The sequence below is a fragment of the Oceanibaculum indicum P24 genome, assembly GCF_000299935.1.
Classification (GTDB): domain Bacteria; phylum Pseudomonadota; class Alphaproteobacteria; order Oceanibaculales; family Oceanibaculaceae; genus Oceanibaculum; species Oceanibaculum indicum.
In genome coordinates this window covers 86,752-108,282 of record NZ_AMRL01000007.1, presented here as the reverse complement: position 1 = coordinate 108,282, position 21,531 = coordinate 86,752, and the positions used below count along the sequence as shown (strand labels likewise).

Annotated in this window: 20 protein-coding genes; 11 read left to right on the top strand and 9 right to left on the bottom strand. The window is 65.9% G+C overall.

The genetic code is table 11. From position 1 onward, the window contains the following. Window positions 1–16: 16 nt before the first annotated feature. Complete coding sequence (locus P24_RS07860; RefSeq protein ID WP_008944171.1) at window positions 17–640, bottom strand: hypothetical protein; 624 nt, start codon at window positions 638–640, stop codon at window positions 17–19. Window positions 641–1,095: 455 nt separating this feature from the next. Between P24_RS07860 and P24_RS19195 the strand changes: the two genes are divergently transcribed. After that, window positions 1,096–1,878: a hypothetical protein gene (locus P24_RS19195; protein ID WP_008944170.1), complete on the top strand. Its 783-nt coding sequence runs from the start codon at window positions 1,096–1,098 to the stop codon at window positions 1,876–1,878. A 19-nt stretch (window positions 1,879–1,897) separates the two neighbouring features. Here the strand turns inward: P24_RS19195 and rnk are convergent, their stop codons facing one another. Continuing rightward, window positions 1,898–2,317, bottom strand: coding sequence for a nucleoside diphosphate kinase regulator (gene rnk, locus P24_RS07850; protein ID WP_008944169.1), 420 nt, complete (start codon window positions 2,315–2,317; stop codon window positions 1,898–1,900). A 298-nt stretch (window positions 2,318–2,615) separates the two neighbouring features. Beyond that, window positions 2,616–4,259 carry a sensor histidine kinase gene (locus P24_RS19190; protein WP_051013107.1) on the bottom strand — a complete coding sequence of 548 codons (1,644 nt, stop codon included), beginning with the start codon at window positions 4,257–4,259 and terminating at the stop codon, window positions 2,616–2,618. Between the two features lie 291 nt (window positions 4,260–4,550). Here P24_RS19190 and P24_RS07840 point away from each other — a divergent pair, with 291 nt between their 5' ends. Then, window positions 4,551–5,240 (top strand): formylglycine-generating enzyme family protein, encoded by a 690-nt coding sequence (locus P24_RS07840; RefSeq protein WP_202802365.1) that lies wholly within the window; start codon window positions 4,551–4,553, stop codon window positions 5,238–5,240. On the opposite strand, the gene P24_RS07835 is transcribed toward P24_RS07840, so the two are convergent. Both P24_RS07835 and P24_RS07830 read right to left on the bottom strand, forming a co-directional pair. After that, on the bottom strand, window positions 5,241–6,116 hold the full coding sequence (locus P24_RS07835) for a TauD/TfdA dioxygenase family protein (RefSeq protein WP_008944166.1): 876 nt from the start codon (window positions 6,114–6,116) through the stop codon (window positions 5,241–5,243). It lies immediately after the preceding gene. A 264-nt stretch (window positions 6,117–6,380) separates the two neighbouring features. Next, window positions 6,381–7,145 (bottom strand): IclR family transcriptional regulator, encoded by a 765-nt coding sequence (locus P24_RS07830; protein ID WP_008944165.1) that lies wholly within the window; start codon window positions 7,143–7,145, stop codon window positions 6,381–6,383. Between the two features lie 325 nt (window positions 7,146–7,470). On the opposite strand from P24_RS07830, the gene P24_RS07825 reads away from it, so the two are divergent. The 4 genes from P24_RS07825 to P24_RS07810 all read left to right on the top strand — a co-directional run bounded on the left by P24_RS07825 (window position 7,471) and on the right by P24_RS07810 (window position 12,256). Then, a complete protein-coding gene (locus P24_RS07825) occupies window positions 7,471–8,445 on the top strand; it encodes a TAXI family TRAP transporter solute-binding subunit (RefSeq protein ID WP_008944164.1) in 975 nt (324 codons plus the stop codon). A gap of 88 nt (window positions 8,446–8,533) precedes the next feature. Then, window positions 8,534–10,528, top strand: a complete 1,995-nt coding sequence (locus P24_RS07820) for a TRAP transporter permease (protein WP_008944163.1) — start codon at window positions 8,534–8,536, stop codon at window positions 10,526–10,528. Between the two features lie 25 nt (window positions 10,529–10,553). Next, complete coding sequence (locus tag P24_RS07815; protein WP_008944162.1) at window positions 10,554–11,498, top strand: ketopantoate reductase family protein; 945 nt, start codon at window positions 10,554–10,556, stop codon at window positions 11,496–11,498. Window positions 11,499–11,509: 11 nt separating this feature from the next. Further along, window positions 11,510–12,256 carry an HpcH/HpaI aldolase/citrate lyase family protein gene (locus P24_RS07810; protein ID WP_008944161.1) on the top strand — a complete coding sequence of 249 codons (747 nt, stop codon included), beginning with the start codon at window positions 11,510–11,512 and terminating at the stop codon, window positions 12,254–12,256. Here the strand turns inward: P24_RS07810 and P24_RS07805 are convergent. Next, window positions 12,253–12,717: a PAS domain-containing protein gene (locus P24_RS07805; protein ID WP_008944160.1), complete on the bottom strand. Its 465-nt coding sequence runs from the start codon at window positions 12,715–12,717 to the stop codon at window positions 12,253–12,255. The genes P24_RS07810 and P24_RS07805 overlap by 4 nt on opposite strands. A 214-nt stretch (window positions 12,718–12,931) precedes the next feature. On the opposite strand from P24_RS07805, the gene P24_RS07800 reads away from it, so the two are divergent. Genes P24_RS07800 through P24_RS07785 form a run of 4 tightly spaced genes read left to right on the top strand, consistent with a single transcriptional unit; the run spans window position 12,932 to window position 15,955 of the window. Next, a complete protein-coding gene (locus P24_RS07800; RefSeq protein ID WP_008944159.1) occupies window positions 12,932–13,669 on the top strand; it encodes a DUF4198 domain-containing protein in 738 nt (245 codons plus the stop codon). Between the two features lie 7 nt (window positions 13,670–13,676). Continuing rightward, window positions 13,677–14,018, top strand: a complete 342-nt coding sequence (locus tag P24_RS07795) for a hypothetical protein (RefSeq protein ID WP_008944158.1) — start codon at window positions 13,677–13,679, stop codon at window positions 14,016–14,018. A 37-nt stretch (window positions 14,019–14,055) separates the two neighbouring features. Beyond that, window positions 14,056–15,621: a PepSY-associated TM helix domain-containing protein gene (locus tag P24_RS07790; protein ID WP_008944157.1), complete on the top strand. Its 1,566-nt coding sequence runs from the start codon at window positions 14,056–14,058 to the stop codon at window positions 15,619–15,621. Beyond that, complete coding sequence (locus P24_RS07785) at window positions 15,614–15,955, top strand: DUF3325 domain-containing protein (protein WP_008944156.1); 342 nt, start codon at window positions 15,614–15,616, stop codon at window positions 15,953–15,955. The genes P24_RS07790 and P24_RS07785 overlap by 8 nt, the downstream gene beginning before the upstream one ends. 162 nt (window positions 15,956–16,117) lie before the next feature. On the opposite strand, the gene leuA is transcribed toward P24_RS07785, so the two are convergent. After that, the gene (gene leuA, locus P24_RS07780; RefSeq protein ID WP_008944155.1) at window positions 16,118–17,794 is read right to left on the bottom strand and encodes a 2-isopropylmalate synthase; all 1,677 of its coding nucleotides are present in this window, start codon (window positions 17,792–17,794) and stop codon (window positions 16,118–16,120) included. Between the two features lie 407 nt (window positions 17,795–18,201). Between leuA and P24_RS07775 the strand changes: the two genes are divergently transcribed. Then, entirely contained in the window at window positions 18,202–19,833 is a 1,632-nt protein-coding gene (locus P24_RS07775) for an amidohydrolase (protein ID WP_008944154.1), read from the top strand. A 12-nt stretch (window positions 19,834–19,845) separates the two neighbouring features. Here the strand turns inward: P24_RS07775 and P24_RS07770 are convergent, their stop codons facing one another. Together P24_RS07770 and P24_RS07765 are read right to left on the bottom strand one after the other, a co-directional pair. Continuing rightward, window positions 19,846–20,814, bottom strand: coding sequence for an arginase family protein (locus P24_RS07770; protein ID WP_008944153.1), 969 nt, complete (start codon window positions 20,812–20,814; stop codon window positions 19,846–19,848). Beyond that, window positions 20,811–21,524, bottom strand: a complete 714-nt coding sequence (locus tag P24_RS07765; protein ID WP_008944152.1) for a DUF1028 domain-containing protein — start codon at window positions 21,522–21,524, stop codon at window positions 20,811–20,813. Before P24_RS07765 ends, P24_RS07770 begins: the two co-directional genes overlap by 4 nt. Window positions 21,525–21,531: the final 7 nt, after the last annotated feature.

The following is a 21,531-nucleotide window of genomic DNA, read 5'->3' as shown; positions in this document are numbered from 1 at the left end:
CAGCGAAAAGGCCGCATCAGTAGAAGGCGGCGGTCAGGTCGAAATTGCCCGAGTAGGTGCCGTCGATGAAGGTGGCGGTCGCCGAACCGACGGTGATGGTCGCACCCAGCGGGAAGGTCACGAGACCGCCGTTGCTGGTGGTGTACTGGCAGGGGTTGCCGGCGGCGATGGCCGTGTTACAGGCACCCACCGTCGTCGTGGTGCCACCCAGCGTGCCGGCGGTCGGCGCGGCAACGGTGAAGGTACCGACGGAGAAGGTGCCGTTACCCGGAGGGGCAGCGCCGTTGGTCAGGGTGATCGCGGCACTCGGGAAGGTCACCTGGACGTTCACGAAGCTGGCAACGCCGGTGTTGACCGTGAAGTTGCCGGGGGTCGGCGTACCGGTCTGGATCAGGTTTTCCGTACCCACCTGTGCCGCCCTCGTGAAGACGCCGGCTGCGCTGAGGGTCGCCGCGGCGGCGTTGGTGCCGTCCTGAATGACAACCAGATTGCCAAAGCTGAGCGCCGTGTTCTGGGTGATGGTCAGGCTGCTGGCCACCGTGGCAGTCGCGGTGAATGTCTCGGTCGTCTGCGCCTGCGCGGCCGGGACGACGAAGGCCAGGGCCGCCAGGGCCAGGCCGAATTTGATAAGCCGTTTCATGTTTTCTACCTCCTCCACAACGCCTGCCATACAGACGGCCAGGACGCCCCCCTTCTGGGGTATTTGCCTACGCAACAGCCTTAATATGCCAGAAAATCAGGAACAGGCAATATTATATAAAAATTTACCATTATTTTTTGAAACGGGATACTCGTTGTGTGCCTACCCTCGAACGGCTACTATATTCAGTATGTTTTGCTGATGCGTCAGAGGCCATGGCTGCGCGACACAACAACCGACCGATCCTGACTGCCTGCATGGCAGCCGGTTTGGCTGTCAGCCTGGCCGGATGCGGCAGCAGTGCGCGTACCGGTTTCCTGGCCCCGCCGCGCCTGCCGGCAGATGCACCGCCCATTCAGTCAACAGCGACCGCGCCGAACGATGCCGGTATCCCGGCCCTCGGCTTGTCTTCGGGCTCAGGCGCTGCCTACAGCGCACAAATGACGAGTGGTGGCATGCCGGGGGTGGACGCGATCCTGGCCCGGCTCGACGAGCTGGACAGCCGGATCACCGGCCTGCAGAAACAGTTCCAGGCGGCCGAGCCGGCAATCAGCCGGCTGACGCGCATCGATGGCGATATCCGTGCCCTGCTGAGCCAGATGGAGGGTGCCGTCGCCGCCCGCTCCCAGGATGCGCCGGTGGCGAAGGCAGTCACGTCCAATCCCCGCCTTGAGCCCAAGGCGGGTTCTGACCAGACCAGCCTGACCATGGCGACGCCTATTGGCCGACCGGTCAGCCCGCCGGTCGCCCCTCTGTCTGCGCCGTCCCCGGCAACCCCCTCGGCACCGCCCTCCGGTCCGTTATCTGACCCGGGCAGCCTGCGCCTGTCGCTGTCGCCGCAGCCGGGGCAGAACACGCCCGCCATGAAGGCCGCCGAGCCGGCGCCAAGGCCAGCAGCGCCGCCACCGCAGCCCGTCCCTCAAAGGGCCCCGGCAGCCATCCCGGAAGCGCTGACCGCGGCGATCCATCTTGCCTCCTACCGCAGCCTCGAGAATGCGCGCGATGGCTGGCGCATCCTGCAGCGCCGCTATCCGTCGGAGCTGGGGACGCTGGTGCCAATGGTGCTGGAGGTCGATCTGGGCGGCGGGCGCGGCCGGATGCTGCGGCTGCAGGCCTCCGCCCTCACGCAGGCGGAAGCCCAAAGCCTGTGCGAGCGGCTGAAGCAGGCAGGCCAATATTGCCTGCCGACAGCGGATGCCGGCACGCCGCTGGGAACAGCCATCGCCGCCCTGCGCTAGTTTAAGCTGGGCGCTGGTTTCAGCCGGCCTCCGCCGGTTGCGGCGCGGACACCTTCATCACCGTCAGCAGGTTTTCCCGCCCGTCGCGCGCATGCGCCGTCATCGACTGGCCTTCGGACAGGCCGATCAGCGCAACACCGATGGGCGTGGCGATGGAGATGCGCCCCTGCGCGATATCCGCCTCGGCGGGCATGACCAGCGTGATGCGCCGGGGCTGGTCGCCATTGGTGGCGAACTCCACCGTGCTGCCCAGCCGCACGACCTTGTCCGGCAGCTTCGCATCCGGCACCAGCCGGGCACGGTCCAGCTCCTGCAGCAGGGCATCGGCGATCTCCGGCATGCGCTCCTCGATCGCCATGGCGAGGTTGCTGAGGCGGCGGTTAGCTTCAATGCCCATGGTAATCGCCGGCTTGCGGCGCTTCTTTACGGAAATCGACATGAATCCTCCTTGGTCTCCACCCGGGGGAGACAACGGCCTAATCCAATGGCCGTGACAATGATGCGGTTAGAAATGGCGCGCGGTTTACCGGATACGGGACACGCCAGAACGTGACCTGCGGTGCATTGCCCGTCTCAGATATGAAAACGCCCCCAGACCCGGGGGCGCGCGGTGCCCGGACCTGGGGTTAGAATCCTGCGATCAGGCGCTTGCTGCGCGGCGCGGACAGGCTGTATCGGGCGATCTTGTTCATGGATGTTAGATCGCCCTTCCCCCCGGCAAAGTCAAGGCCGGGCGGTTACCCCGCCGGCAGCGTCAGCGTCGCGGTCATGCCCTCGCCGGGTGCGCTGGCGATAACGAACCGTCCATCCATCGCGGCCGACAGCGACTTGCAGATCGACAGCCCGAGGCCGACACCGCCGGCGGCCCGCGCGGTGGGCGGGGCAAGCTGCACGAAGGGCTCCATGATGCGCTCCACCGCCTCCGTCGGAATACCGGGGCCGGTATCGCGGACGATGATGCCGACCTTCCCGCCCTTTGGCGGCGCGATGGAAAGGGAGACCAGTGCGCCCCGGCCAGCATATTTAAGCGCATTGGACAGGAGGTTGCTGATGATCTGCTGCAGCGCGCGGCGGTCGGCGCGGACCCAGACCGGATCGAAGCCGGTATCGTCGGAGAGGATCATGCCGGCGGCGTCGAACTCGGCGGCGAACTGCTGGACGCAGCGACGGGCGATGGGAATCGCGTCGAACCGTTCGATATGCAGGTCCGGCTGGCCCCGCTCAATGCGCGTGAGATCAAGTATATCGTTGATGAGCGACAGCAGGAATTCGCCGCTCTTGCGGATGTCGCCGGCATATTCCGGCGTCTTGCCCGATATCTTGCTGCCCGGCGGTGCCGTTTCCAGCAGCGAGCTGAAGCCGATGATGGCATTCAGCGGTGTGCGCAGCTCATGGCTCATATTGGCCAGGAAGTCGGACTTCGCCGCATTTGCCATCTCCGCTCGGCGCATCGCCTCCAGCAGTTCGCGCTCGGTGCGGCCGCGTTCCAGCGCCAGCCGGTAGCGCACCAGCGCGGAAAACGCCGCCGCCAGCATGGCCAGCAGACCAGCCGCCACGAAATAGGGGAAATAGGGGGTGAGGGCCGGCCACCCGTCATGCGGAGCCGCGAGGATGCGCCAGCTGCCTTCCGGCACGACGACCTCCAGCGCGACCGGGTCATATTGCCGGATACCGGTATCACCCCAGATGATCTCGTTATTCAGCGCATCGCCATCGCGACCGACCAGCGCCAGACGGTAATCGGTTGCGTAATCGTCGTAGCGGACCCGCTCCATCAGCTCCACGAAATCGATCACCGTCGAGGCGACACCCCAGAGCGTGCCGTGCTCCTCGCCATTGTGCCGCAGGAAAACGGGCAAGCGGGCGACCAGCCCGACACCGCCCTGTGCCAGGCTGATGGGGCCGGCAATAACCGTTCGCCGCTCCCGGACCGCCCTCTCGACGGCGGGCCATTGCGCCATGTTGCTGCGGTAATCCAGCCCGATGGCCGCTTCATTGCCGGCGATGGGGTACATGTGGCTGATCCGCAGATCGCGGGCCAACGCCATATTGCGCACATGGTCGGCAGCCCCTTCCAGCATGTCCCTGGCCAGCAGCTCGAAATCCTCCTGCGTCAGGTCGGGGGCCGCGCGCACATAGCCGACGACACCGCGCATCAGCTGCACGTCGCGGCTCAGCACCTGCTGGATGTCGGCCCGCAGCTCATTAACCTCGTCCCTGACATCCGCCTTTGCATTCTGCAGCGCCACATCCGAAAAGGACCATTCCAGCAGCGCGATGAGCAACAGCCCGGCGAGCACGCCCAGGCCCGCTTCCCGGAATGCCGTCCGGCGCAGGCTATACCGCCTGTCCTCAGACACGGACAGCGCGGTCATTGCCATGCGCGGGGCCTGGAATTTCGGCTGTCGCTCGACAGGGGCATGTCCTCCAATTCTGGTGTCTCCAAACCGGCGTATCGCACACTATTCTGCACATTATTGGTAAAATATCAGTGAACAGCGGCGGCTCAAGGTGACGCATCGATATAGGAGGGGATGACCAAGCCGCTTGAAAGCAGAAGCGGGAGAGAAATCTCCTTGCCAGCCTTGAAGCAGATACCCCAAGGAGACGCCATGCCGGACCAACGCGGAAACAGCGCCGTTATGCTGGGCCTTCTATGCCTTGCAATGGCCATGAGCCGCCCGGCTCTGGCTGAGATGCAGCCCGTCGGCGGCTTCGAGATCGACCGCACCGAGGTGACGGTCGGCGCCTTCCGCCAGTTCGTCACCGCGACCGGAACCGTGACGGCGGCGGAGCGGCGCGGCGGCGGCGAGGTCTATGAGGCCGGCTGGACCAGGAAGCCGGGATGGACGTGGCAGGCGCCGTTCGGCGTGCCCGCTGGCGATGACGAACCCGCCGTCCATGTCACCTACGCGGAGGCCGAGGCCTATTGCCGCTGGGCCGGCAAGCGCCTGCCGACCGATGCCGAATGGCTGGAAGCTGCCTATACGGAGCGCCGCGCCAGCCCGCCATCCCCGTTCGAGACCGGCCGCACCTACCTCTACCCCACCGGCGCCACGCCGAACGGCGCCAACTGCCTGGGCGATTGCGGGCCGACGCCGGCCATCGACCACACCAGCCGGCTGACACGCGGCATCGGCCATGCGCCGGCGGGCAGCACGAAACCCGGCGTAAACGGCCTGTACGATATGGGCGCCAATGCCTGGGAATGGGTGGATGGCGATCTGGGCGGCGGGCAGAAGATCACGCGCGGCGGGTCCTGGTGGTATGGGGCGGTTCAGATGCACCGCGACCACACCGCCGGCAAGCCGCCGGAGACCGCCGTCGTCTATATCGGCTTCCGCTGCGCCCGAAGCCGCTAACTATCGCGGCGTGTCGCCGGCCAGGGTAATGCGGTGCATGATGCGGCGGAAGCCGTGATAATCATTCACCGGATTGTGCTGGACGCAGCGATTGTCCCAGAAGGCGATGGAGCCCGGCCGCCAGACAAAGCGGCAGGTGAATTCCGGCTTCACCTGATGCTGGAACAGGAAATTCAGGATCGGCGCGCTCTCCTCCTCCGTCATGCCCTTGAAGGCGACGGTGTGCGCGACATTCACATAGAGCGCCTTGCGCCCGGTCTCCGGATGGGTGCGCACCGCCGGATGCTCCGACAGATAGGTCTTGCCGGCTTCTTTCGAGCCGCTGTCCTTGATCCGGTCCTCGCGGGTCTTAGTGACGTCCGCCTTGGCCGAGCTGTTGATGGCGATCAGCCCGTCCAGCAGCGCCTTCATGCCGTCCGACAGCGCCTCATAAGCCATGTACTGGTTGGCGAACAGCGTGTCGCCGCCATAGGGCGGCAGCTCGCGCGCAATCAGCATGGTGCCCATCGGCGGGCGTTCCAGATAGGTCGTGTCGGCGTGCCAGATACCGCCGAAATTGCTCTTCTCATGCTCCAGCTTGGCGACCTGGATGATCTCCGGAAAGCCGTCCAGCCCCGTCACGAAGGGATATTCGATGGGCTGGCCAAAGAGCTTCGCCATTTGCAGGAATTGCGCCGGCGTCAGGTCGTGGTCGCGGAAGAAGATCACCTGATGGTCGAGGAAGGCCTGGCGCAGCGCCGCCACCGTTTCGGCATCCGGGGCGACCGACAGATCAATGCCCAGGATTTCGGCACCGCAGGCACCGGCGATCTTGCGGATGTCGAGCTGAGGATGGAAGACGGGCTTGGGTTGGGCTTTGGGCTGGAGCTGGGCCACGGCAGGATTCCTCCGCAGAATTTCTTGCGTTTCTGATTTTCGATATTCCGAAAGCTATTTCGTCATACCGAAACATGCAAGAAGTTAGAGAGCGTCGTGATGTCGGTCCCTCTCCTCCTTCCGTCACCCCCGCACTTGTTGCGAGGGTCTAGGGTTCAGCTTACTCAGGCGAGGCCGAAGCAAGCCGAGGCCTAGGTTCCCGGGACAAGCCCGGGAATGACGGCCGGAGTGAAAAGCACGCTAATTGCTAGCTAATTCTCCGCACTACCGCCCCTCGAACGCCGCGTTCAGCGCCTCGAACGCTGCCTGCGCCTGTTTCAGCCGGGCGAGATAGGCGTCGAAATTCTCCGTCATGCGGGAGATCGGGCCGGCCAGCGCCACGCCCAGCCCTTCGTCGAGAATGCGGAAGGAGACCGAGATCGCCATGACGTCGGCGATGTTCTCGCCGCGTGTCTCGTACCAGCCGCGGGCGGCGGAACGCTCGATCTCCTCCAGCAGCGCCGCACGGTCGGTCACCGTGTTGGGGGTGACGCGCGGCAATTCGATACGGGTGACCATCGCTGCCCGGTCGGCTGGTTCCATCAGGCCCAGCGTCGCCTTGCCGATGGTGCTGGAATGCAGCGGCTTGGTGTCGCCGGGGCTGGAGGTGTAGCGCACGATATGGGTGCCCTCGATCACCTCCAGATAGGTGACATGATCGTCCTGCCGCTTGCCCAGCAGCACGGTCTCGCCGGTATCGCGGCGCAGATCCTCCAGGATCGGGGCCAGCTTCTCCAGCAGCGGATCGTGCCGGGCAATGGCGCTGGCGACCGCCAGCAGCCGCTTGGTCGGATAGACCCGCTTGCGGCTGTCCAGCACATAAACATAGCCGCGCGCCTGCAGCGTTCGGACCAGCGAATGGCAGCTGCTGATCGGCGTGTTGATGCGCTGGGCGATTTCCGTCAGCGACAGCGGACCGCGCGCCTTCGCGAAAACCTCCAGCAGATCCAGCGTGCGCGCCGCCGTCTTCACGGCATCCTGACCGGCCATGCGTCCCCCAATACCCAACCCTGTTACCCAGCCCTGCCTGACAGGCTTGTTCCGCCCGCCTCTTTATCGATGCCGGACTATGACATCGCCGGCCCCGGAAAATCCAGATTCCAGCGGCCCCGCACCCGTCGCGAAACATTATTACCCACTCAACGGTTTTCTAATGACAGAAAAATGTTTCACCATGTCGAAAACTTGACTATCGTTGCCGCGATCATACGGTCTGGCTCCAACGCGGGCCGACATCAATCAATCCGACACGATCGGGCAGGCCGGCGAACGCGGCAACGGGTTCCGCAACGACCTGCCTTTTGGGGGGAAGAAAATGAAGATCACCGCACTCCACGGTCGCATTGCGTCCGTTCTCGGCGTTGCCGTGGCGCTGGGCCTGACCGCCGGCGCCGCCAGCGCACAGCAGCGCCTGGCCATGGGCGGCACGCACGGCAATTCCGCCTTCTACGCCTATCAGGTCGCCGTCGTCTCCGACTGGAACAAGGCGGTGCCGGGCGTGAACATCAGCGTGCAGGAGCTGGGCGGCGCCTCGGCCTCCACCACCGCGCTGATGCGCGGCGAGGTCGATATGGGCATCGCCGTCACCTCCAGCGATTTCGCGACGATGAAGGGCAAGGATGGCGCCAAGCTGCGCACGCTCTACTACTTCGCGCCGCTGCCGGCCAACTGGGTGGTGTCCGCCGATTCCGGCGTGAACAGCCTGGCCGACCTGGCCGGCAAGCAGTTCAACCCGGGCGGCCGCGGTTCGGCCACCGAGAAGCAGGCCGAGGCCATCCTGCAGCTGCTGGGCATCAATGCCGAGCTGCACCGCGCCGGCGGGTCCGACGCGCTGGACGCCTATCAGAACCGCCGCATCGTCGGCTTCATGAAGGCCGGCCTGCACCCCGATGGCTACATCCAGCAGGCGCACGCCTCGCGGCCGATCAAGCTGCTGCCGATGACTGAGGAGCAGGCCAAGAAGATCGCCGCCGAATATCCCTATTTCAGCGTCGCCAAGAGCCGCCCCGGCGAGAATTACGGCGCCCAGCCGGCGGAGCTGGTGACGGTGCAGACCGCCATCGGCATCAACACCACCGATGCCCTGCCGGAAGCTGTGGCCTACGAGATCGCCAAGCGCATCTTCTCCGCCGACGGCATGGCGGCGGCCAAGGCCGGCTATCCCGCCGCCGACCGCGCCAACCCGCAGGAGCTGACGCTGGAAGCCTCGGTCGCGCCGCTGCATCCCGGCGTCGCGCGCTTCTACAAGGAAAAGGGCATCGCCGTGCCCGACCGGCTGATGGCCAAGTAACGCCGTTTCCCGTCCAACCCAAACTTGGCCGCCGACGTTCCGCGTCGGCGGTCCCTCTTTTTCCGAACACCAGAATTCCAGCCCTCCCATGGAACCAGAAGAGAGAGAAAGCGCCTACCGCAGCTATGGCGGTATCATCGGCGCGGCCCTGATGACCGCAGCGATCCTGTGGGTCCTGTTCCATGTCGTGACAGCCGGCATCGGCACCCTGCCGAACTACCAGCAGCGCGCGATCCATCTGGGCGGCGCGCTGGCCCTGGTCTTCCTGCTCTATCCGGGGGCGCGGCGCGACTCAGCCCTGCTCCGGTTCGGCGACCTGATCCTGGCCGGCCTCAGCGTCGTGGTGCTGGGCTATATCGTCTGGAACTACGACACCATCGTCGAGAGCACCTGGTTCACCAACGAGACGCTGGAGAAGCTGTTCGGCCTGGCGCTGCTGCTGCTGGTGCTGGAAGGCGTACGCCGGGCGCTCGGCTGGCTGTTCGTCGGCCTGATCCTCGCCTTCTACCTCTATGCCTATTTCGGCGGCTATATCCCCGGACCGCTCGGCCATCGCGGCCTGTCAATCGACCGGCTGATCTATGCCTTCTATCTGGGCGAGAACGGGTTGCTCGGCCCGCTGATGGGCATTTCGGCGACCGTCGTCACTTTGTTCCTGATCCTGGGCGCGCTGCTGAACAGCAGCGGCGCCGGGCAGGTCTTCATCCTGATCGCCATGCGCATCGGTGGCCGTATCCGCGGCGGGGCCGGCATGGTGGCCGTGTTCGGCAGCGCCTTCATGGGCATGGTGAATGGCAGCACCGTCGCAAATGTGACCAGCACCGGCGTGCTGACCATCCCGCTGATGAAGCGGCTGGGTTTCCGACGCAACCTGGCCGGCGCCATCGAGGCGGTGGCCTCGACCGGCGGCCAGATCATGCCGCCGGTAATGGGGCCGGGCGCCTTCCTGATGGCGGAGTTGCTGGGCGTGGCCTACCTGCAGGTGGTGACGGCGGCGCTGGTGCCCTCGCTGCTGTTCTTCCTGGCGCTGCTGATCGGCGTCTATCTCTACGCCCTGAAATATGACCTGAAGCCGCTGCCGGCGGAGCTGATCCCCAGCGCGCGGGAGGCCTTCGCGCCCTTCCCGCTGGCCAGCCTGCTGATCCCCATCGGCATCCTGATCTACTTCATCGTGAACCAGTACACGATCCAGCTGGCGGTGTTCTGGGCGATCATCGCCATTGTCGCGATGATGCTGGCCGGCATCCTGCTGCATGCCCGCCCGGCGCCGACGATCCGCACGACGGCGGAGCAGGTCCCGGTCGCCGACGCCGCCTCGATCGAGCCGACGCCGCAGCGCATCGCCAGCATGGCGCGCTCGATCCGCGACGGGCTGTATGACGCGGCGCGCGGCGTCGTCTTCATCGCCATGATCATCGCGGCGGCGCAGATCATCGTCTCGCTGATCAACCTGACCGGCCTCGGCGTCACCTTCTCGCAGATGATCGTCAGCATCGGCCAGGGCAATGTGCTGCTCTCCCTCGTGCTGACCATGGTGATCGCCATCATCCTGGGCATGGGCATGCCGACCCCGGCGGCCTATGCGGTGGGGGCTGCGGTGCTGGCGGCACCGCTGATCAATCTGGGCTTCGACCTGCTGCCGGCGCATCTGTTCTTGTATTTCTTCGCCAGCGTGTCGGCGATCACCCCGCCGGTGGCGGCCGGCGTGTTCGCCGCCGTGGCGATCAGCGGCGGCACTGTCATGGGCACCGCCGCCTTCGCCATGACGCTGGCCTGCAGCCTGTTCCTGATCCCCTTCCTGTTCATCATGAACCCGGAGTTGACGCTGCAGGGCGACCCGTCGGCCATCGCCACGGCGCTGGTCTCCGCCACCATCGGCATTGCCGGCATCTCCATTGCCGCCATCGGCCATTGCCGGGGGGCGGTCTCCTGGCTGCCGCGCATCCTGATAGCGGCGGGCGCACTGGCGCTGATCGAGCCGGACTGGAAGACCGACCTGATCGGCCTCGCGCTTGCCGGCCTCGGCCTTGCGCTGCATCTTCGGCTGGATCGGCGTATGCGGTCGGCAGCCGTGCCGGAATAAACAAGAAGCCTGAGAGGAAACACCGATGAAGATCGCCATTCTGGGCGCCGGGGCCATGGGCTCCGTCTATGGCGCCATCCTGGCCCGCGCCGGCGACAATGATGTCTGGCTGGTGGACCGCTGGAAGGAGCATATCGACGCGATCCGCGCCAACGGGCTGAAGGTCACCGGGGCCAGCGGCGACTGGCTGTCGCCCTCCAAGGCGACCACCGATCCGGCGGAGGTCGGGATGTGCGAACTGGTGATCGTCGCCACCAAGACCCGCGACATCGAATCGGCGCTGACCGGGGCCAGGCCGATGATCGGCCCGGAAACGCTCGTGCTCTCCATCCAGAACGGCCTCGGTGCCTACGACATTCTGGTGAAGACCGTATCCAAGGACCGGCTGCTGCTGGGCATCGCCGGCGGTTTCGGCGCCACCATCCCCACTCCCGGCCATGTGCATCATAACGGCTTCGAGATCGTGAAGATCGGCGCCACCGTGCCCGACGCGCAGCCCGCCGCCGAGACCGTCGCCAAACTCTGGGCCGAGGCCGGCTTCCGCGCCGAGGCCGCCCCTGACATCCAGTCGATGATCTGGTCTAAGCTGATCTGCAACGTCACCTACAGCGCGGTGTGCGGCATCACCGGCCTGACCATCGGCCAGGTGATGGAGACGCCGGAAGCCTGGCGTGTGGCCTCATCCTGCGCGTCGGAGGCGTTCGCCGTCGCCAGGGCGCGCGGTATTGCCCTCAGCTTCGACGATCCGGTCGCCTATGTGCACAAGTTCGGTTCCGCCATTCCCGGCGCAAAGCCCTCGCTGCTGCTGGACCGGCTGGCCGGCCGGCAGGGCGAGATCGACTTCCTGAACGGCGCGGTCGCCGACGAAGGCGCCAAGCTGGGCGTGCCGACCCCGACCAATGCCATCGTCGCCGGCCTGGTTCGCGCCATGGAAGCGCACGACATGCGCCCGGCCTCCCACAAGAACTGAGGACAGACACAATGTTCCGTAAAGATGGCTGGTACCGCTCGATCCTCTACGCCCCGGCGCACCGCGACAATCTGGAGAGCGTATTCGCCAACACCCCTGCCGATGTGGTGATGCTGGATCTGGAGGATGGCGTGCCGCTGGCCGACAAGCCGGCTGCCCGCGTGAAGGCGACCGCGCTTGCCAAAAAGGACTGGCCGCCGCTGGTGGCGCTGCGCGTGAACAAGGCCGACAGCGGCATGATCCCGGAGGATCTGGAGTGCTTCGGCCCCGGCATCGGCGCTGTGATCCTGCCGAAGGCCGAACGCGCTGCCGATCTGCAGGATATCGACCGCCGCCTGACCGAGAAGGAAAAGGCGCTGGGCATTGAGGTCGGCCGCACGAAGATCATTGGGCTGGTGGAAAGCTGCCTCGGCGCGCTGGAGGCGGCGAACCTCGCCCGCGCCACGCCGCGCATGCTGACGCTGGGCATCGGCGCCTCCGACTTCGTGGCCGATATCGGCAGTCCGGTCAGCCGCGCCACGCTGGACCCGGAGGCGCTGTCGCTGCCGCGCCGCATGCTGGTGCTGGCGGCCCGCGCCGCAGGATTGTCCGGCCCGTTCGATGGCGGTCAGTTTCCGCCCGGCCGGCCGGGCTGGGGCGAAGCCTGCGACATGGTCCGGCGCATCGGCTTTCAGGGCAAGGTCTGCTTCGACGACGCTCAGGCAGCGGAGGCGAACGCCGTGTTCTCCGCCCGCGAGGGCGAGATTCTGAAGCTCTAGCCTGAGAAGGGGCTCTTGCCGCCCTCGGTGTAGAGCCCCACGATCAGCTTATCCACCTGTTCCCCGTTCGAGGAGCACGGCAGCACGATGCGGTGGATATGCGTCCAGTCGCGGTTGACACTCTGCCGGCAGGTATAGAGCGGCTGCCGGCTTTCGACGCAGCCGCGATAATCGGCCAGAATCATCGCGCTGACCAGCGCCGGCAGTTCCGCCACCGGGCGGCCGGTCAGGTCCATGTTGTTCACATAGACAAAGGCCGCGCCGAACAGGCCGAAGGTCATTTCCAGCGACGGGTGCTTCACATCGGCGATGGCGATGTGCCCCATCCAGGGCGCGAATTCCTCCGGCAGGAAATCCAGACGCGACGGCAAGGGCCGTTCGCCCGCGCGCTGGCGCCAGAAATCGTGCAGCGCCCGCAACTTGGCATGCGGCACATCGATATCGCCCGTCCCGACCGGCATATCCCTCATAAATCCTGGCTCGCGATCATTCCGCCGCGATTTCCACTTTAGATAGCGATGATATGCACACTTATCCGCAGCACCGCAAGAAAGGCATCGAAAACCCGGTCCGCAGCGTTACCCTAGGCGATATGTTATTGAGGATCATTCTCGATTGCGATTATAAGGAGCGTGATAAGCTCCACTGATACTTATTCGCAAATAAGGAACCCTCATGCGCTTTTTCCCCTTGCCGCGCCTGGCCGCCGCTTTCCTTGCCGTCACGCTCTCCGCCGGCAGCGCTGCCGCCCATCAGGTCTGGATCGAGCAGCAGAACGGGAAGGCCAGCTTCTATTTCGGCGAGTTCGGCTACAATCTGCGCGAAATCTCACCGGGCTTGCTGGACCGCATGCCGGTGCCGCAGGCAGCGCTTGCCGGCAAGGACGGCACGAAGCCGCTGAGCGCCGCCAAGGGCGAGAAGTCCATCACGCTGGACGGCACGGCCGGCAAGGGCGAGAGCATCACCGCCGCGGTCACCGACTACCCCGCCTTCGAGCGCAAGAATGACGGCAAGACGGTGCGTACCGTCTGGACGCCGGCCGCGCGCTATATCTCCGGCTTCGATGCCCTGCAGCCCAGCCTGGCGCTGGACATCGTGCCGACCGGCAAGATGCTGGATGGCAAGGTGGAGTTCCAGGTTACCTACAAGGGCAAGCCGCTGCCCAAGGCCGAGGTCGAGATCGTCGCCCTGTCCGGCTGGGCCCTGACCCGCAGGACCGGCGAGGACGGCACCTTCGCCGCCACCTTCCCCTGGAAGGGTCCTTACGTCATCGAGACCAAGCACAAGGACGAGACACCGGGCAAGCGCGGCGCCGAGAGCTATGACGCCGCCTCTTACGTAACCAGCCTGTCCTTCACCACGACCGAGGGGCTGGAGTCGCCCGCCGCCCCGCCGGCCGCCAAGCCGAACTGAGGCCGGCATGACCGCGATGGCCGCAACCACGACCAGCCATAACAGAGCCCGGAAACTCCGCGCCGGGCTGGTGCTGGCCTTCCGGCTGCTGTCGATCGTTGTCGGCGGCTATTTCCTCAGCGCCGCCCTTACCGCGCTGGGGGCGGCCGGACTGGCCGGCCTCGGCATGGACCGCAGCGAGGCCGTGGTGCTGATGTCGATGCTGGGCTTCATCATCTACCTGCTGGTGCTGATCTGGGCCTTTGCCGAGCGCAGCCTGCCGCGACTGCTGGCGGTGACGCTGGGCGGCACCGCTGTCGGCCAGGGGCTGGTCTATTGGCTGTCCATGGCGCCGCCAGCCCTGTCCTGACACACATGTCCTGACGCCAGCAAAAGGAACGACCAAGATGGAACAGGGCTTCCGCGCCTCGATGAACTGGCTGCACACCTGGGCGGGTGTGGTGATTGGCGCGCTGCTGTTCGCGATCTTCTGGATGGGCACGCTCAGCGTGTTCGACCGCGAGATCGACCGCTGGATGATGCCGATGACGCGCCTCGCGCCGATGGAGGCACCGGTGAAGCTGGACGCGCTACGCGACATCCTGCTGTCCGATATGGAAGAGGGCGTGCGCAACGCCTTCATCGTTCTGCCCGCCGAACGCGCGCCAACGGCCCGGGTCGGTTATCGCGGCAAGGACGGCTTCAAGAGCAAGTTCATCAATCCCGCGACAGGGGAAGTGCTGCCCGAAGCCGGCACGCGGGGCGGCACCGGCTTCATCTTCCCGTTCCATTACAGCCTGCACCTGCGCGCGGGCGGCGTCGGCTACTGGCTGGTCGGCCTCGCCGGCATGGCGATGATGGCGCTGCTGGTCTCCGGCGTGATCGTGCATGTGAAGATCTTCAGGGACTTCTTCACCTTCCGCACCGACAAGAAGACGCCGCGCGTGGCGCTGGACCTGCACAATGTCACTGGCGTGCTGGCCCTGCCCTTCCATTTCCTCATCACCCTGTCGGGCCTCGTCATCTTCATCACGATCTATTTTCCGACCACGCCGAACATCCCCTATGAGCGCGACAGCCAGCTCTTCTTCAAGGAGGCTTTCGGCAGCTATACGCGGGACAAAGCAGGCCAGCCGGGCAGCATCGGATCGCTGGATGCAATGGCGGCGGAGGCGATGCGGCTGTGGGGCGATGGCACCAAACCCTACTTCGTGCGTATCCACCATCCGGGCGATGCCAATGGCTTTGTCGAGATGCGGCAGTCCTACGAAAACAAGGTCACCATGTCGATGGACCGGGTGTATTTCGATGCTGCCAGCGGCGCGGTGCTGCACCGCCATGTCGGCGAACCGGTCCTGAACGCTCAGCGCTTCATCTCCGGCCTGCATTTCATCCAGTTCAAGCACTGGACGCTGCGCTGGGTCTATTTTGCGCTCGGCCTGTCGGGCTGCGTGCTGATCGTCACCGGCTTCCTGTTCTGGCTGGAATCGCGGCGCAAGCGCCACACCCATCAGGGTTTGCGCGGCGTGCGCATCGTCGAGGGACTGACCATCGGCAGCACCACCGGCATCATCTTCGCCACGCTGGGCTTCTTCATCGTTAACCGGGTCCTGCCGCTGGGGCCGGAACATCGTGACGATATCGAGTTCTGGGCCTTCTACGCGATCTGGGTGCTGAGTTTCGCGCATGCCTGGCTCCGCACACGGCGCGGCTGGATCGAGCAATGCTACGCCATTGCCGCGGCCGCCCTGCTGGCCGTGCTGCTGAACGCCATCACCACCGGCGACCATATGCTGCGCACCCTGATGGAGGGCAACTGGCCGGTGTTCGGCATGGATGCGGTGATGCTGGCGGGCGGCGCCATCGCGCTGGCCACGGCCATCCGGCTGCAGCGCCGGCAGAGCACAGCACAGGCGGTGGCACGCCCTGCCCGCCCGATCCGTGCCGACAAGCCGGAGCAACAGCATGCCTGAGGCGCTCCTGCTCGCCCTTATCCTGGGGACCAGCTATCTGGGCTTCGATCTGCTGGCCTTGAGCCAGGAGAAGAACTGGGAGCGCGTGACCGGCCAGCGCCATGTCCCGGCTGGTCGGACCCTGCCGCTGCGCCTTGCCGGCTACGGGCTGCTGGCGCTGGCGCTTGCCCTGTCGCTGGAACGCGACGGCGCCAGCTTCGGCAGCATCCTGTGGGTGGTGGGGCTCAGCATCGGCGGGTTGGCGACGGTCGCAACACTGACCTGGCGGCCGGCCTGGCTGAAGCCGCTGGCCCGCATCGCCACCGCCGGCCGCTCCCGGCGCCAGAGCGCGTAAGAAGGGCAAGAAAACACCGACTTTCCTCTACCGTCATTCCCGGGCTTGTCCCGGGAATCCAGGCATCAGCTTGCTTCGTCCTTGTTCCAGTGAGCTGAAACATGGACCCCCGGGACAAGCCCGGGGGTGACAGTCAGAGAAGATAAAGACCGTCGGGGCCAATCACCCCTTCGAGGCGACGTTGGCGGCGCTCAAGACCGCCTTCACCGAGGCGATGGCGACATCGGCATCGATGCCCACACCGAACAGGGTGCGCCCGTCTGCCGTGCGGCATTCGACATAGGCGGCGGCCTGCGCGTCGGAGCCCTTGCGCAGCGCATGCTCGTGATAGTCCAGCACCTCCAGCTCCATGCCGCAATCGGCCTTCAGCGCCTCCAGCAGGCCGGAAATCAGGCCATTGCCCTTGCCGCTGATCGAGCGTTCCTTGCCGTCCACCGTGATGCGGCCGACGAACACCCGGTCCTGCCCCGGCTTGCGTGCGCCGGTATCGTCATATTCAATCAGGTCGAAGCGCTGCGCCCCGGCCAGGCAGTAGGATTCCTCAAACGCCTCCCAGATCGCGCCCGCCGTGATCTCCTTGCCGGTGCGGTCGGAAATCTCCTGCACCTTGCGGGAGAAGTCGATCTGCATGCGGCGCGGCAGCTGCAACCCCTTGTCCTGTTCCAGCACCCAGGCGACACCGCCCTTGCCGGACTGGCTGTTCACCCGGATCACCGCCTCGTATGAGCAGCCGACATCCGCCGGGTCGATCGGCAGGTAGGGCACGTCCCAGTACTCGTCATTGCGCTTCGACTGCGCCGCAAAACCCTTCTTGATGGCGTCCTGATGCGAGCCGGAAAAGGCGGTGAACACCAGTTCGCCCGCATAGGGATGGCGCGGATGCACCGGCAGCTGGTTGCAGTACTCCACCGTGCGCACGACGTTACGCATGTCGGAGAAATCCAGCCCCGGATTAATGCCCTGGGTGTAGAGGTTCAGCGCCAGCGTCACCAGATCGACATTGCCGGTGCGCTCGCCATTGCCGAACAGGCAGCCCTCGATTCGGTCGGCGCCGGCCATCACCGAGAATTCCGCCGCCGCCACGCCGGTCCCCCGGTCATTATGCGGATGCACGCTGACGATCACCGAATCGCGGCGCGAGATGTTGCGGCAGAAATATTCGATCTGGTCGGCATAGATGTTGGGGCCCGCCACCTCCACCGTCGCTGGCAGGTTCAGGATGGCCGGGTTCTCCGGCGTCGGCTGCCAGACATCCAGCACCGCCTCGCACACCTCGACCGCGAAGTCCGGCTCGGTGGCGGAAAAAGTTTCTGGCGAATACTGGAAGGTCCATTTGGTGCCCGGCTGCTTCGCCGCTTCCTCGACGAACAGCTTCGCCCCCGCCACCGCCAGCTTCACCACATCTGCCTTTTCCATGTTGAACACGGTGCGGCGGAAGCTGGGCGAGGTGGCGTTGTACAGATGCACGATGGCCTGCTTCGCCCCCTTCAGCGATTCAAAGCTGCGGCGGATCAGATCCTCGCGCGACTGCGTCAGGACCTGGATGGTGACGTCGTCGGGGATGCGGTTTTCCTCGATCAGGCTGCGGATGAAATCGAACTCGGTCTGCGAGGCCGAGGGAAAGCCGACCTCGATCTGCTTGAAGCCGGATGCCACCAGCAGGTCGAAGAAGCGGCGCTTCTTCTCGCCATCCATCGGGTCGATCAGCGACTGGTTGCCGTCGCGCAGATCGGTGGACAGCCAGATCGGCGCCTTCTCGATGCGCTTCGACGGCCAGGTACGGTCAGGCAGATCGACCGTGGTGAAGCGGCGGTACTTGGTTTCAGGGTTCTGCAACATGGGAGCGACTCCGGATTATCTTCTTGTCTTGAAAGGGCGATGCGGCAGGGATACGGCCGCCGGGCTGCCGTCAGGCCCGACGACCGCCGCGCAGTCGCTCCTTCGCAGGCCACCCTTTGAGGCAGGCGTCCGTGAACAGGCAGAAACATTCAGAAAACGAAACGGTGGACATGATTTCACCGGCAGCAACGGACAGATCGACGACGCGCGTTATCCCGCCTCCCTCAGGAGGTCGGGCCTAGAAGTCGTAGAAGGGCTGCCGCGTGAATAATCATGCCTCTAATGTGCACAGTGCCGGCGGCAGCGTCAACCACCCGGTACGAACCTTCTTTCAGGCCGCAAACCTGTTTTCTCTCCTGACAAATCCTGCCAAGCTTGGCCGGCCTTGAACCGGGGGGGAGAGAACCATGCCGCGACTGGCCGCCGACCTGATCCTGCGCAACGGGCGCATTCATACGCTGGACGCGCACAGCCGCGTCGCCAGCGCGCTCGCCATCCGCGACGGGCGTATCCTGGCGGTCGGCAGCGAGGGTGATCTGGACGGGCTGGCCGGTCCGGAGACAAAGGTGATGGACCTTGGCGGCCGCACCGCCATTCCCGGCATCGTGGACAGCCACTGCCACCCCGACAGCTACGCCGCCCGCCTCGCCGGGTGGGAGGATGTCGGCCCGAACCGCATCCAGTCGCGCGCCGCCCTGCTCGCGCGGCTCACCGATGTCGCCGCCGCCCGCGGCACGGACGACTGGGTTGTCGCCTACCGGCTGAACGAGAACAAGTCCGGCGGCTATCCCACGCTGGCGGAGCTGGACGCGGCAGGCCAGGGCCGGCCGCTCTTCATCCTGCGCACCGACGGCCATATCGGCCTCGCCAATTCCCGCGCCTTCCGAGAACTGGGCATCGACCGCGACACGCCCGACCCCGCCTTCGGCCGCTTCGACCATCACCCCGAGACCGGGGAGCTGACCGGCCTGATGCGCGAGACGGCGGTACATATGTTCCTCGATGTGATCCACGGCGCCGACACGCCCGCCCGCCTTGCCGACGGGCTGGAGAAAGTGTTCGACGACTGGGCGCGTCATGGCATCACGACCGTCTATAACTCGCTGGCCGGCAGCCGCTCGATCCAGGCCTATCAGCTGCTGCGCCAGCAGGAGCGGCTGCGCATGCGCGTCGGCATCATCGTCTCGGGCCGCGAGGACGGGCTGGTGGAATCCTATGTGAAGGCCGGCATTCGCTCCGGCTTCGGCGATGACATGGTGCGCATCATCGGCGTCGAATGGTGCCCAGACTGCTCCACCTCCGGCCGCACCGCCGCCTATTACGAGCCCTATGTCGGCAAGCGCATCGAGGGCGAGCCCGAGCCGAACACCGGCATGCTGCTCTACGAGCTGGAGGACCTGAAATCCCGCGCGCTGGCCGCGCACAAGGGCGGGCTGCAGGTGATGATCGAGGGCGTGGGCGACCGCGGGATCGACTTCGCGCTGGACGTGATCGAGCATTGCCTCGCCGCCCATCCGGTGGCGGACCACCGCATGCGGGTCGAGCATTGCTGCTACGTCACCCCGCCGATCCTGGAACGGCTGAAGCGGGTCGGCGCGGTGGACAGTTCCGCCACCGGCTTCATGTACGATCTGGGCGAGGCCTACCGCGCCAATCGCGGCGAGGCGGCGATGCGCTGGATGTGGCCGCACCGCAGCCTGATCGATGCCGGCATCCCCGCCCCCGGCCATTCCGACGCCATGGTGTGCGACCCCAACCCCTTCTTCGCCTTGTGGTCGATGGTGACGCGCAAGGCGCAGACCGGCGCCTCGCTGGACGAGGCCGAGGCGGTGACGGCGGAGGAAGCCCTGCGCGCCTATACGATTCTGGGGGCGTGGTCAGGCCGCGAGGAAGCTGTAAAGGGATCGCTGGAGCTCGGCAAGCTGGCCGATATCGCCGTACTGGACCGTGATTATTTCAGCATCCCGGTGGAGGAAATCCGCGAGGTCGGCGTGACCGCCACCCTGCTGGGCGGCCGGCTGGTGCATGGCGGGCTCTAACGGCGCCCGCCGCTAATACGCTGCCTCACCCTTCGGGGTCAGACCCAGGGAGTCGCAGGCGAGGTAGCAGAATTCCAGCATAACCGTGGCGGCGAGCCAGGCGGTCTGGCCCTTCAGGTCAGCGCCGGGAGTCAGCGTGTTCACGTCGAAGCCGACGAAATTGATGCCCTTCAGCGCGCGCAACAGCGCCAGCCCCTCGCGCGCCGTCGCCCCGCCCCAGGCCGGGGTGAAGACCCCGGGGGCCGCCGAGGGATCGAAGAAATCCATGTCGAAGCACAGGAAGACCGGGCGGTCGCCAACCGTCTCCTTAAAGCGCTTCGCAAGACCGGCCACGCCCTCGCTTTCCAGCGCCTCGATGGGGATGGTCTGATAGCCCAGCCCCTGCGTGTAGTCGAACACGCGCGGCACATAGGTGAAGCCGCGCAGGCCGAAATGGATCGACCGGCTGGCATCGACATAGCCCTTCTGCACCGCATAGGCGAAGGTGGTGGCGGGGTTGATCTCGCTCTCGTTACCGGCTTCGGGATAGGCGTCGGTGTGGGAATCGAAATGCAGCACGCACAGGTCGGGATATTTCCGGCTGAGCGCCTGCATCTGCGGCAGGCTGATGACGCCGTCGCCGCCCATGCAGATCGGCACCACGCCCCGTTCCACCACCGCCGAGATTGCCTCGGCCATCGTCTCGACCGAGGATTCGACCTCCGCCGAGACCACCGGCACATCGCCGCAATCGACCAGCCCCAGCGCGCGAACGGGATCGAAATCGCCGGGATCGTCGGGCCGGTAATGCCGCACCATGTCGGTGGACATATAGCGGATCGCCGCCGGCCCCAGCCGCGCGCCGACACGCCGTGGGTGCCGGCCACAATCGAAGGGCAGGCCGATCACCGCCGCCTTCGCACCGGTCAGGTCCAGCGTCTGCGGCACGCCGAGATAGGTGCCGACGGTGCGGAACAGGCTGTTGGGCAGCTTCCCGGTCATGAGTAGCTGATTCCCAGCTCCTTCATGCGCGCCTGCGCCGCATCGTACAGATCCTGCTGCGGCGGCACGCTATCCGGGTCCAGCACGCGCACGGCGAAGCCCGCTGCCTCTGCCCGATAGCGCTCCCACAGCCGGCGCAGGTCGGGCAGCGGCGTCTCCGAATAATCGATGCGCAGGTCGAACAGCGGGAAGCTGTTCTCGCCGACCGCGATCATCTGGGCTGCATGCACAGTGCCAGTCTCACCGCCCGCCGCCTCGCCCGCCTCGATGGCGCGCAGCAGCCGCTCGGCGATCTCCAGCGACGGGTCGGCGGTGAAGGCCGCGACCATCGCCTTCGGCACCTCGGGATTATCGATGATGTTGCCGATGGCGACGACGCCCGGCGCCTGGCATTCGGCGCGGATCGAATAGATTTTGTCGCCATGGTGAAAGGCGGTGTTGCCATGCCGGTCCACGCAGGCAAGCTGCCGCCAGCCGATATCCTTCGTGCTGGCGACCACGGCGGCCATCGCCTCGGCGGCGGTGGCGCCATCCTGCAACAGCGCGATGCCGCGCGGCCCCAGCCTTGGGTCGGTGCGGTGCTGGGTCAGGAAGCCGCCGACGCCGGACTTCAGATAGACGCAGCGGCTGCCGACCGCGAGGTTGGAGGTGGAGATGACCGCGCCGATTTCGCCGGTACGGCCGCAGCGCGCGACGAGGGAGAAGGTCATGCCGCCC